Genomic DNA, 12718 nt, shown 5'->3' with positions numbered 1-12718 from the left:
TATCGGCTTGCAATGTTAATGTATCGGCTTGCAATGTTAATGTATCGGCTTGCAATGTTAATACATCGGCTGCTTCTAGAGGATTTTCTGATTTTTATCCTGTGGTATTGATTCAGATGTTGAAAAATTATTAAGAATCAAATCTTACGCAGTCCCTGAAGGAACTGTGTATGTCTTGCAATTCTATCCTCTGTGGAATCATATCAGGTTCGCTTGATTACTTATAATTCCCAGAGAACCCCACCCCGGTTTTGTCTAACGTCAAAACCGCCCATAAGCGCGTGCGCTTAGGGGTTGGGGGTGGGGTGCAATGACTGTGGGAAGTATAACTAAATTATCCGAACTTGATATCAATTCCGTTTTCTCAAATCCAAAATCCAAAATCCAAAATCCTGTTAGAGGATGACTCAGGTGCGAATTTTTCATCCAGAACCAAACCCCGGATTAAGTGAAGCTAACTTCCGTAAAATTTGCCAAAACGGCTTTGGCGATGGAAATAATGCTTATGCTCATTCCATGGCTTGGTTTAATGGACACTTGTATGTTGGAACAACTCGTGCCAATTTTTGTCTGATCCGTCATAGTATGCCACAGGTGAACATAGACGTTTGGCCTGTTGAATGTCCTCATACAGTTTATTCACCAGAATTTGAACTAACTTGGGCGCGAGCAGAAATCTGGCGCTACAATCCAGTCATCAAACATTGGGAACGAGTTTTTCAGGCTCCAATGACCTTCGGTAAAGAAGGGGATGAATTCAGTCGTGACCTTGGCTATCGTGGGATGGCAGTATTTCAAGGCAAATCAGACCCAGAACCAGGATTATACGTTAGCACTTGGTCAAGGTCTCGTGCCAATGGCCCGCTAATCATGCGTACGGTCGAGGGTAAAAACTTTGAGATTGTCTCAGAACCCGGATTAGTGGGTCTACCAATTACCAGTTTGCGCTTATTAATTCCCTTCAAGGGACGCTTATTTACTGCTCCCACCGGTGCAGCGGGAGGAAATCCTAATACGTCTGGAGTCACTCAAGTTTATGAAAGTAGCGATCCTGCCAAAGGAGAGTGGTATGCTGCAAGCGATCGCAGTTTTGGAGATCCTGACAATCGCACGATTTTCGAGTTATACCCCTTCGGAGATTATCTCTATGCTGGAACTGTTAACAATAAAGGTTTCCAAATCTGGCGTACCAAAGCAGAAGGAAAACCTCCTTATCATTGGACTAATGTGATCTCTAACGGTGCAGGTCGTGGTAGTCTAAATCAAATTGCCACCAGCATGATGGTTTTTAAAGATGCCTTATATGTGGGTACTGGCATTCAAAATGGTGGTTACGATCATCTCAACAAAATAGGCCCAGCTGGTGCTGAACTGATCAGAATTCACCATGATGGTTCTTGGGATGTGATTATGGGAGACATCCGCAATGATGGTAAATCTCCTTTAAGTGGATTAGCAGCTGGATTCAATAGTCTATGTAATGGCTATCTCTGGAGAATGGGAGTACATGATGGTTGGCTGTACACAGGGACTATGGATTGGAGTGATATTATGGGTTATGTCTCCTTAGAAGGTAGATCAGAAAAAACAGTCAGAATCCTAAACCGAGTTGGTTTAGAAGAAATCGTCAAGCATCAAGGTGGTTTTGAAGTATGGCGCAGCTTTGATGGCGAAAACTGGCTACCAGTCACTCGACAAGGATTTGGCAATGTCTATAATTTTGGAGTCCGTAACTTTATTTCCACTCCCCATGGTCTATTCATCGGAACAGCCAATCCTTTTGGCCCGCGTGTAGCAGTCCAAAAAGATGGAAAATGGATATATGTAGATAATCCTGATGGTGGATTGGAAGTCTGGCAAGGAAAATTCGACTGGGACTTATAAAGCAATACGCTTGGTGTTAAGAATTTTTCGTCATAATTTTAGGCATGTAGAGACGTTGCACCTATTAGTCTCTACACATTGGAAAATCACTTCAACCGAAGACATAATAATTTGAATTAAGTCTCAAAAAATTAGTTGATATAGTTGTATTCTTGGCTTTATTTAGACTAATTTAAAACAGTTAGATGTATAGTTTTCTCTTTTGTATTATGAAAATAAAAATCTCTGACCTTAATATTCCTGAAGCTAACCGCTACATTGAAGAATTATCTCAAACTGAACAACTCAATGTAAAAGGTGGATTACTTCCCTTAGTGATTGGGGTTGCTCTTCTTCTATATTCACCAAATGTCTATTAGATAAAGCATTATTCATCTAAATAAAAATGTAGGTTATAACTATTCTCAAAGTAGTAAGAAGAGTTATAACCTAACAGTTTGAGCATAGATTAGCCTGTAGTATCATCATTTTTAAGTAGTTAAGCAAAATTATTTATATATCTCGTTTGCCTCTTTGGTTTGGCAAATCAAGGATATAGAATAAAAAATGTCTAATTAATTTTGCATAGGTACTTATCAGCTAGAGTGCGATCGCACTCCAAAGAGTAATGACCGAGTCTAGAAGGATTAACGTCAATTACAGCAAATAAAGCTAACTCCTTGGGGTCGTCATTGGTCATTGGTCATTGGTCATTGGTAAGGATTTTAGGGTTATTTACTTTCTGTAATATAGTTAGGTTTATTCCTGCCGACTAACTTAGCAGATTTGTTTGTTTCAGAAAAAGTTTCATTTGCGGGCTAAGTAGCGAATCGTTCAAAGATTACTCCAACGGTCTGTGCAAATATCGGCAAAATATTTATGTAATCTTTATTACTCTCAAAAAAGCTTTAGCGGAATTTTGTTTAATTAGGTATAAACTTTAGCATTGAAGAGCAAATTTTAGATTCTGTTCTAAATCAAGCAGTATAAAGCAACAGCATCAATTAAGTGTTTTGAAATTTTGGTGCGATCGCTTGTACAAAATGTTGCATTCACAAATTGGGCTTGAGGATAAATCCTGAAGGTCAATTCCATTTTCCATTGACTGATATCTTGCACCTACTCATATTCCGCCAGAGAATAAATTTTAGCAGCAATAGCACAAGTCGGTTGCAACGGACTCAAACACTTTCCTAGTCAGATTTATCTGACTTTAGCTATTAGCCAATAAATTGATTTATTGGCGGGATGAAAATCTGGCGCAAGATATCAGTAGACGCTATCGCATCTACTCAAACAGTAATCTAAAATTCAAAATTGTTTGACATAGGTGCAGCTACTATATAGACCTAAAAATTGGCAGAATCAAAACCAGAAATGAAAATAAAAAATACGTTAGTTTTTGTAAGTGTATTACTACTCTTATCTCCTTATCATCCAGCATTTAGTTCAACTAAAAACCATAAATTTTCACTAGAAAAAGCAAAGTATTCACAGAGTAATACGAATGTTATTGCGGGGAAGGTTACTAATCTTCAGAGTTCTTCAGAGCGAATGATTTCCTACAGACATCAAGAACGTATGTGGTTGACTGAAGATGGTGGAATGCATTTAATAATTAACGAGGGTAATAATTCAACAAATAGTAGCTTGGTGCTTTATTCTAGCTTTGACTATGGTGCTACATGGAAAGCTATGAGTACAATTAGTAATACCAATGAAGAGTCAACTCCTGATGGGTTTTTGTCTAACAGTAACCTATTTATAACTTATAGTTCCCCTACAGGTAAAATCTTCTTTTCCATCCTCCATTACAATGCAACAAATAAGACTTGGCAACCCATTCAAACAAACGTAGTCTATGAAGATGCTAATTATATCGCTAGCAATGCAACTATAGCAGTAGATAATAATAATCGCTTCTGGATTGCTTTTATTCGCCAGAATTTAACAACAAATCAGTTTGAAATAAAAACTTCATATAGCACTACTAATGGTGCATCATGGCAAGATACTGGACTAACTCTAGGAACAGTAAACTCATCAAGAGCAAAAAGCGCAAAGCTAGTCAGATTATCAGATAGGATGGGTGTAGTTTATACAAATCAAGATACAATTAACTGGGCATATCGGATGAATGACTGGTCATTAACTACACCTTGGCCAGAACAGCTGTTATTTCAGCATCAACCAGGCTCCGATAGAGACCCTTATGCTAGTCATTTCAATGTAGTTGTTGATCAACTCGAAAATATCCATGTCCCCACACGAGATCAAGGACAGTTATTATATCTAAGATTTGATCGGCAAAATCAAAGCTGGGATACTCCCAGAATACTGACAAATGATTCTTCGGTTGCTTATGTGCAAGCAACTGTATCAGGTGATAATAGATTATTGATTTCATATAATCAACAGAGTTTTGTGAGAGTATTGCAAAGCTCCGATTATGGTAAAACTTTCCCTACTAGTACACTGTTAGTACATCCCAAAAAAGAGTCTCTGAACACATCAGCAGAATTTACACGTCCAAGAATTGAAGCACCAACAAGAGTAGGATCATGGCTTCCCCTTCTTCAACAATTTGTGCTGGATGGCAAACAAAGATTACTCTACTATAATTTGAAACTAGACACTACATCTCAAGCTTTGAATCATAGTATTACTACTGATAATTTGAAGCTTTCTAGAGAACCAGTAGTACCAAATTAAATTTGTGTTAATGTCCGTACCTCCACCTCTATTTATTCTGGGTTCCCCACGTTCTTTTACGTCTTTGATTTGCGCTATGCTAGGTCAGCATCCCGAAGCTTACGGGATGCCAGAACTAAATTTATTCATTACCGAAACTCTGGAACAACTGTTAGATAGATTAAAGGGGATACGTCAGTTTCAAATGCATGGTTTGTTGCGTACTGTTGCCCAACTCTACGCAGGTGAGCAAACTATTTTATCAGTAGAAATGGCACGGCGTTGGGTATTAACTAGGCTGCATTTAACTACAGGAGAAGTATATCTAGAACTGAGCCGCAAAGTAGCACCATTACGCATTGTAGATAAAAGTCCGGCATACTCAACTGAGTTAGATATTCTCAACCGGATGCGCCACTATTTTCCCAATGCTTATTATTTGCATCTTGTGCGTCATCCCAAAACCCAAGGAAAATCCATGATGAATACTGCTGATGGGTTAATGGCTATAGTTGCTAATTCTATTGACTATTCTACAGACCCACCTACTGTTGATCCTCAAGTTTCTTGGTACAAAATGCAGTGCAATATTTTGGAGTTTTTAAGTACTATTCCTGTTCAACAACAAATGCGTTTGCGAGGAGAAGATTTGTTAAGTGATCCTCGCTCACATTTTGAACAACTATGCAAATGGTTAAATGTTTCCTGGGATGATTCAATCTATGAGGTCATGTTGCATCCCGAAAACTCTCCTTATGCTTGTTTGGGACCCTACGGCGCTCAATTAGGAAATGACCCCAACTTTCTCAAATCACCTGCTTATCGTGCTTCTACCATCAAACCTAGCCATCTTGAGGGAGCTTTACCTTGGCGTCCAGATAATCAAGGCTTTACCCCTGAAGTTATCAAGATGGCTCAAGAATTCGGATATGAGTAATACCATTTCACAAAAAATCTGATACAAATACAGATCCTGTAGAGACGCGATATATCGCGTCTGGGACAAAATTTATGTCTACAAAACCCCACAATTTGGATTGGGGGTTGTAGCCAAGAAATAAGAGATTAAAAAATTTGGCGCAGCTTCACAAAGAAACGGTATTACTACAAACTAAAAATAAAAAATTCTCTCCTGTATATTTCCAGGAGAGAACCACTTTTACGAAAAATAATTATGTATTTGATCGGTGCGATCGCACTGAATCAAATACAAGTAATATCACCCTGGTGTGCCAATAGTTTGTTGCTAGTGTGTTAATGCTGTGACAAGGGATTTATCAAGCAAATAGCATCACTAAATGTTCTTATAGTAACATTACTTGGAAGAAATGGAAACATCACCATTACTTTGTGCCTTTAATCCATCAGATTTTAGGTAATTCTTAGCTTGAGTATCTTGTTTCAAATACGCATCCCAAAAACTGACACTAGCAACTTTTACATAATTGAAGATATTTTCTTGTTGTTGAGCGCCACCAAAGCGTCTGCGAACCCCCAAACCACCACTTTGTCCAACACCGAAGCGTTCTCGTAGTCTCCAACCGGGTCGCCTTTGAGCTTGAGTTTGAGTTTCGTCTCCGCCTTGAGCAAGTCTACCACTAAAGGAGAAGTGGGTGGCTCCTTGTATGAAAACCAGATATTTATCACCCGCAGGAGAATATTTAAATGGTTCCTCTTTCCATTCTGGCCCCTGTCCTTGAGCGCCTCTGTCTCTAGAACCAGTCATCATCATCATTGGTAGCTTGAGATTTGTCCAAGAGTTGCGAGTCAGTCCCTGCTGGCCGCTTCCTTGAGGAGATAGTAACAAAATCGCTCGTACTTGCGGATCTGTGAAACTTTGGCCTTTCGTTTCTCCTGGGATATCAATGGTAGCTCCACCAATCAACTGAGCAGTATAAGCGCCATAGGAATGACCACCCACACCAATACGTTGCTTATCCATTTTACCTTTTAACTCAGGTACTTTCAGTTCCAGTCCACTCAAAGCGCTAATAATAAAAGATATATCAGCAGTGCGATTTTTCCATGCTTGGGAATCGGTGAGAATTTCGCGAACAGCTTCGTTAAAGTTAGTAGATTCTCCTTGTTGCTTTTTCAAAGCAATAGAATCTGCATGAGTGGGCTGAATGCAGATATATCCTTTACTAGCCCAAAAATGGGTTAAAGCAGCGTAGTCATCTTTGGAAGCTCCGGTTCCATGAGAGAATATAATTATGGGAAACTTGCCTTGTGCTTCTGGATAAGAAACTTTGATGGGTATTTGACGCTGACGCCGTAAATCTGTGAGTATTAGATTATCTGCGATCGCCACATTGTAAGAAGCCTGATTAGATATATATGTAGATGCTATATCAGGGCGATCGCTTTGTGAGGTTGGCGAAGATTGAGCAAACACGTGATTATTATTCAATTTATCAGAACAACCAGTCACAGTCGGAGATATCAATAAAGCTATTGGCATAAATAGGGCAAAAAATCGAGCAATTGGTACTTTGAATAAAACTTTATTCTTCACATTTACTTCCTGATAAGATAGCTAAAGGAATAACAAATCTTTGCTCTATTTTATGAATATATTTTATATTTTTTTATAAAACTATTGATGATTAAAACTTACGAACTTAGCATTTTAAAAATCATTTTCGAGCTATCGCTAATGTCAGCAATATTATTATCATTATTTTGATCTTGCTCTTCTGCCATAGAAATAAAATTTAATTCTCTTTCTGTTATCTTTAATAAATGTTTCAACCAAGATGCACGGGAATTAAGTTTTTCTTCATATTTTTCAATATCTGCTAATGTTGTCAAGTTTAGATCAGCTTCCAAAGCTAAATCAGATAGTTCATCAATAAATTCCAGCATAGTGCCTCGATTATAAATCTTGTTATTTTCCTCTATCACCTCTGCTTCAGAATTAGATATTATTCCTTGGATAAATCCTAATATTTTTGCTCTCGAAGTAGTTTTTTTATTTTTTTGAGCTATTTGATCTTTCAAGTATGGAAGTGCTTCAATTTCTAGTTGAATCTCATCTATTAAAGTTTTCAGCCAGAGTCTACGATATTCCATTTGCTCTTGTCGTTGTTTAATCTCCTTTAAGCTACTCGAACCATAAATCCGCTCGATATTCATAGCTACCTCCAAAATTTCATTTATCTAAATTTCTAGAAAAATTTTCAACTCATATCCAGAAATTAAGGTAGCCATGACCACATTTCAATTTGGATAAATCGTACAATTGGACGGGTAAAAGCAAGGATAACTGGCATAGTTTTACCCTCAATTTTTGCATATCCAGACATCCCTGTTTTTAATATCTTCTCCGTTTTGGGAATCTCTACTACTACCTTGACAACTTGACCAGAATTTGGATTTGAAAATTCTACTGTTTTATCTGATTCTGCACTAGTAGAAGTTTTGTTCGATGAGTCATCAGTTGTTGTCACAGGTTGAATTGAAACTACGCGACCAATCAAAGGTTCATTTGGATATGCAGATAATTTCACTTCAACCTTTCCATTAGATATAATTTCACTTACTTCATATTCGGGTATTTGTAGTTCTCCATAAACACTACGAGAATTTTCTACAGTGGCAAATGTATCACCTTTATCCAGATACCTACCCACTTTTTGCTGTAATTCTGAGGTTGCAATATATCCATCAAATGGCATTTTTAATATAGTACGCCTCATTTCATTACTAAGATACTTTAGCTCTTGTCTGAGACGTTGAATTTCTGCATTTGTTGCTATTACTTCTTCACGAGCGGCTTCAATTTCCTGTGGATATGGACCACTTTTCACTAGCTTTAAATTAGCCTCCGCTTGTCTGACATTTTGTAATTTTACTAACACATCTTCTTTGGCTTCTTGTAAACTTTGTTTTGCTTTTTCTATATCCTGCTTAACTTCTTCAGCTGCGTTAATTTCTGTTGTCGCACGTCTATCAGCATCTTCATATTGTTGTTGAGAATAAGCACCTTGTTGTAACAAATACTTAAATCTGTCAGCTTCGCGAATGCTAAATTCTGATTTACTAATAGCAGTCCGAAGTGATTTTCTAAAAACTTCTATTTGTTGTTCGGCAACTTTTACTTTTTGTTTAGAAGTTTCCATTTGTTGTTTTGCAACTTCTACTTGCTGTTGAGCTAAATCCACATTTTCTTTTTTAGGAGTAGATAGCAGTTGACTCAATTCAGCTTGTTGTTTTCTTAAATTGGCTTGTCGAGAATTTATCTGCTCTTGTGTTTTAGAAAATTCATTGTTTACTTCAGGAGATTCCATCACCGCAACAACAGTTCCCGCTTTTACCCAAGTACCGTCACCACCCTTAAAAAAAACTCGTGTAATTTTTCCATCCACTTCAGCTTGCATTTGCTGTTGTTTGGAAGTTGTTAATTTAATTTGACCACCAGAACGGTAAGGATATGGTAATAAAAGAACTACACCACCACCAACCATAGTTAGTCCTTTGAAAACTGTACTAATCCAAGATTTACTGATTTTTTCATTTGGATATGCGGATTCTTTTGCTGATGTAATCATAGTTTTTGTTAATGAATTATTTTTGTTTTTCCAAAATCTAGATACTGGTTGGCGTAAAGCTAGCATCAACAAGGCGAAGAAAATTATATAACCTGTACCATTACCGAAAAGACCTGAAAAGTTTGCTGCTAAACCATGGGCAGTAGAAGATATAATAATAAAGAGCGTTAATAATGTAAAAATTACTGCTGCGATCAAAAATAGTTGCAGTCCTAGTTTTTGTTTATGAGATAATGATTTAGGTAAAGGACGGCGGTTAAGCAGCATCTGCCAAATTAAAAAAGACCTTTGAAATAAATCAGATGGTAAGCGAAAATAAATAGCTGTCCATACATAACCATCAGAAGGCCAAAGAGGACTTGCATCTAGTAGAAAATCTATAAAGCTAGCGTGAGCAAGTAGAAGTGCATAGTTGCTTAATTGTGTTCCTGTTTCACGATGAAAGTACCATATCAAAATGCTCCAAACAAATAAAACAGGTCTGACGATTACAGGAGTTGCTAGTGTCCACAGCTGTTTTGGACGCTGGAGGTTCCAGATCGCCTCTCTATCAATATAAAAGCGGGGTAAAAATCCACCAGCGAGAACCATACCAAATTTGCTAACTGTGCCACCATAAGATGTCAAAACAACACCCTGAGCAACCTTAGCTGTGAGAGATGCGAAAATGAGATTCAATATATAAGTTGCAAGATAAGACGATGACTTGTTGACATCAAGATAGTCAGACCAAAAGTCAAATTGATGATGAAATAAAGTTAAAAAAGCAATAGGAATACCGGGTATTAATCCCCAAATTAAGATTTTAAATAATATGCTGAAAGGTTGAAAAATATTTTTCAGGATGACAAAAAAATGATGCGGGTGGTCAGCATACCATAAATAAATTTGCTCTTTTTTATTTTTCTTTTCTCTGTTATAAAATTTAAAATTAGATGCTGATATAGCAGATTCTTGCTCTCTGATATCTGGTAATGGTAATTTTTGCTGTAGACCATTTTGTCTATTTTCTGTACTTGTAAACGATTCCAGTAGATTCAACTCTGCTATTTGATGAGTAAATTGCAAAAAATCTGCCTCAGTAATCATAACTTGAAAACGCGATTTAAATTTCTCTACAATTTCCGCAGGAGTAACTACTCCATTCATTGATTGACAGAGAAAATATTCTTCTAAACCAAATTCAAAAATTTGCTTATATTCTGGAATTTTAACTTGATAACATACAGATTTTTTCCCTATTTGGGGAATTCTTTTGATTTCTAAATCTTGACGCCAGCGGTTTTCTAATGGTTTATACATGAGAAGTAGTAAGTCATCCGATTTGGGATTTTAGATTACTCTACGAGAAGCCGCTTACGCGTCTATGGATTTTGGATTGACCCCACGGATCAATCCGGGGGCTTGGGAATTTTGGATTTTGGATTTCCGATTGATTCCACGGATAAATCCGCTTTCTTGTACCATCAAGGAATTATCGGTCAGAAATTGGAAATCGGAAATACAGCTTTCTAATCGAGATTTCAACCCCAACACAAAATAAGTAACCCGTAGATAAAAGTTGGAAATAGGAAGTGATAAATCGAAAGTGGTTACTTCCGACTTATGACTTCCTACTTCCGACTTCGTGAAAAATACTTTTTACTCCATGTAGCCAAGCATTTGTAATTGAGCAATAATTTGTTGTTTTTCATCTTCACTAATATCATCTGTTGATAAGTTTATTTCTTCACTTGTGGTAGACATACCAATTTTTACTGGTTTGAAATCCATATGAGATTCAGTAAAGAAATCTTCAGGTACATAACCTTCAAAATCTGCTGGAATCGCAAGATTAAGACTATATAATAAGGCTGCTGGAACATCTACAACATTTTGCCGCTTTCCTTCATAGTTAGATTTAATTCCATATCCTCCTGCTAAGAAAATACCTTCAGGATGGTGAGTTCCTGCTGGTGTCTCGCGTGGTTCAACCGCAGGTTGATAATTTTTGATGGAGACAAAACCATAGTCGCGTAGCACCAAAGTCAAGTCAGGTGCTTCATACATAGCAGCACCTGAATAAACATCTTCTCGTTTATGAATTGCTTGGATAATCCTTTCTCCTGTGTTTGGATCTCGGAAATTCTCCAAATCACGAATTAATTTTTCCCGGAAGGTTTCGTATTCTGAAGGCTGAATACCTGGATTTCCTGGTTTTTCAGCAACACGAATTGTGATACCGTTACTGGAGGGAGTACGACAGTATGCAAGAGTTTTATCCCAATCTAGATTGGCAAACCAACTTGATTCACGTCTGTTACTCGCTTGGGAATCATCTGTTTCCTTCCATGCTAGATAACCTTTTTCGTGCAGAAAGGTATTGATGCGAACCACTTCTGTTGTAGCTGTAAAACCATGGTCTGAAGCCATAAATACTTGAGCTTCAGGACCAGCAAGTTCTACCAACCGTTGAATATAACTATCTAACTTGCGGAAATACTCCAGACACAGTTCCCGCATCCGTTTTTCCCAAGGAGAAGGATTAGCGCTGATCAAAGCAGGATCAAGAAACATCCAAATTTGGTGCTGGAGTTTGTCTACACCATCAAACAATACTGCCATTAAATCAGGATTATCTTCTTTGAGAAGTTTCTCGGCGATTCGGAACCACTGTTCATCGCGGGGGATGTGATAGCGAACCCAGTTTTCTAAATCCTCATCGGTCATTACCTCTAAAGTTTGTTTTTCACGGTCAAAGTCCCAAGCTAATTCCTTGGGGTCAAAATCTGGAATTTCCTTGAGGCGATCGTATAAATTTGGTGGAGTTGTGTTGCGGCGTAAATGTTTCCACGGAACAAAACCTGGTACTAAAGCTCCATTAATCGGTAGAGGAGGAGCAGTGAAGGGAAAGTTTAAAGCTACAACAGTGCAATTTTGCCGACTAGCGATCGCCCAAATAGTTTCTGTACGAATATCTCTGGCATCATATAGCGTAAAGTAAACATCTTGAGCTGTTTCTTCAGCGCGAATAAAATCATAAACTCCATGATTTCCCGGAGTACGACCAGTCATAATCGAAACCCAAGCTGGAGGAGTCAAAGGATTGGGAGTAGACAGCAATTTCGCCCGCGCACCCTTTTCCATAAATTGTTTCAAAAAAGGCATCGTCACACCTACATCCGGTAGGTCGCGGGTCATTTCATTGATCACGGTAAAAGTCGCGCCATCTAAGCCAATAAATAGTGTTTTTGTCATAAAACCCCTCTGTTTAATTGCTTAGAAACAAAATTCACGATTTGCCCTACACTCAAATCATCAACATAGCGACCATCCTGCATTAATAATTGAGCAAACCCGAATTTCTGCTGGAAATGGTCTTCTATAGCAACAACAAAATGAATGATATCGATAGAAGCAAAGCTGAGGTCTGCTACTAACTCGGTTTCAAGAGTGATCTCATCTGATTCCAAATCCCAGTCTTGGATAATGTCTTTAAGAATCTCAATCATTGTTGATTGAATAGGAAGGTCTATGACTTGCATAAAGAGAAATTGGTAATGGGTAATTGGTCATTAGAGACGCGATTCATCGCGTCTGTACAATGGTCATTTGTCATTGGTCATTGGTCATTT

The 12718-nt window shown here is 37.8% G+C and carries 9 protein-coding genes; 3 read left to right on the top strand and 6 right to left on the bottom strand.

What is annotated here, in order from left to right; translation table 11 throughout:
• Positions 1-402 precede the first annotated feature (402 nt).
• Positions 403-1884, top strand: coding sequence for a hypothetical protein (locus tag B4U84_RS09725; protein WP_131117357.1), 1482 nt, complete (start codon positions 403-405; stop codon positions 1882-1884).
• Positions 1885-2434: 550 nt separating this feature from the next.
• On the opposite strand, the gene B4U84_RS31930 is transcribed toward B4U84_RS09725, so the two are convergent.
• Positions 2435-2563, bottom strand: a complete 129-nt coding sequence (locus tag B4U84_RS31930) for a hypothetical protein (RefSeq protein WP_278248322.1) — start codon at positions 2561-2563, stop codon at positions 2435-2437.
• Positions 2564-3417: 854 nt separating this feature from the next.
• Between B4U84_RS31930 and B4U84_RS09720 the strand changes: the two genes are divergently transcribed.
• Both B4U84_RS09720 and B4U84_RS09715 read left to right on the top strand, forming a co-directional pair.
• Positions 3418-4575, top strand: coding sequence for a sialidase family protein (locus tag B4U84_RS09720; protein ID WP_242677589.1), 1158 nt, complete (start codon positions 3418-3420; stop codon positions 4573-4575).
• A gap of 10 nt (positions 4576-4585) precedes the next feature.
• Positions 4586-5491, top strand: coding sequence for a sulfotransferase family protein (locus tag B4U84_RS09715; RefSeq protein ID WP_131117351.1), 906 nt, complete (start codon positions 4586-4588; stop codon positions 5489-5491).
• Positions 5492-5869: 378 nt separating this feature from the next.
• Here the strand turns inward: B4U84_RS09715 and B4U84_RS09710 are convergent, their stop codons facing one another.
• The 5 genes from B4U84_RS09710 to B4U84_RS09690 all read right to left on the bottom strand — a co-directional run bounded on the left by B4U84_RS09710 (position 5870) and on the right by B4U84_RS09690 (position 12628).
• Complete coding sequence (locus B4U84_RS09710; protein ID WP_242677588.1) at positions 5870-7069, bottom strand: alpha/beta hydrolase family protein; 1200 nt, start codon at positions 7067-7069, stop codon at positions 5870-5872.
• Positions 7070-7167: 98 nt separating this feature from the next.
• On the bottom strand, positions 7168-7689 hold the full coding sequence (locus B4U84_RS09705) for a hypothetical protein (RefSeq protein ID WP_131117348.1): 522 nt from the start codon (positions 7687-7689) through the stop codon (positions 7168-7170).
• A 62-nt stretch (positions 7690-7751) separates the two neighbouring features.
• Entirely contained in the window at positions 7752-10406 is a 2655-nt protein-coding gene (locus tag B4U84_RS09700; RefSeq protein ID WP_131117345.1) for an efflux RND transporter periplasmic adaptor subunit, read from the bottom strand.
• A 339-nt stretch (positions 10407-10745) separates the two neighbouring features.
• Positions 10746-12341: an alkaline phosphatase family protein gene (locus B4U84_RS09695; RefSeq protein WP_131117342.1), complete on the bottom strand. Its 1596-nt coding sequence runs from the start codon at positions 12339-12341 to the stop codon at positions 10746-10748.
• Positions 12338-12628 carry an acyl carrier protein gene (locus tag B4U84_RS09690; RefSeq protein ID WP_131117338.1) on the bottom strand — a complete coding sequence of 97 codons (291 nt, stop codon included), beginning with the start codon at positions 12626-12628 and terminating at the stop codon, positions 12338-12340. The genes B4U84_RS09695 and B4U84_RS09690 overlap by 4 nt, the downstream gene beginning before the upstream one ends.
• Positions 12629-12718 lie beyond the last annotated feature (90 nt).

Origin of the sequence: Westiellopsis prolifica IICB1, assembly GCF_004323185.1 — a bacterium.
In the GTDB taxonomy this organism is placed as follows: Bacteria; Cyanobacteriota; Cyanobacteriia; order Cyanobacteriales; family Nostocaceae; genus Pelatocladus; species Pelatocladus prolificus_A.
This window is presented reverse-complemented; position numbering and strand designations above follow the sequence as displayed.

Excerpts from the sequence above, each read along its gene's own strand:
- B4U84_RS09720 (WP_242677589.1), top strand. The coding sequence starts at position 3,418 with ATGATTTCCTACAGACATCAAGAACGTATGTGGTTGACTGAAGATGGT.
- B4U84_RS09705 (WP_131117348.1), bottom strand. The coding sequence starts at position 7,689 with ATGAATATCGAGCGGATTTATGGTTCGAGTAGCTTAAAGGAGATTAAA.
- B4U84_RS31930 (WP_278248322.1), bottom strand. The coding sequence starts at position 2,563 with ATGACCAATGACGACCCCAAGGAGTTAGCTTTATTTGCTGTAATTGAC.
- B4U84_RS09695 (WP_131117342.1), bottom strand. The coding sequence starts at position 12,341 with ATGACAAAAACACTATTTATTGGCTTAGATGGCGCGACTTTTACCGTG.
- B4U84_RS09725 (WP_131117357.1), top strand. The coding sequence starts at position 403 with ATGACTCAGGTGCGAATTTTTCATCCAGAACCAAACCCCGGATTAAGT.
- B4U84_RS09715 (WP_131117351.1), top strand. The coding sequence starts at position 4,586 with ATGTCCGTACCTCCACCTCTATTTATTCTGGGTTCCCCACGTTCTTTT.
- B4U84_RS09690 (WP_131117338.1), bottom strand. The coding sequence starts at position 12,628 with ATGCAAGTCATAGACCTTCCTATTCAATCAACAATGATTGAGATTCTT.
- B4U84_RS09700 (WP_131117345.1), bottom strand. The coding sequence starts at position 10,406 with ATGTATAAACCATTAGAAAACCGCTGGCGTCAAGATTTAGAAATCAAA.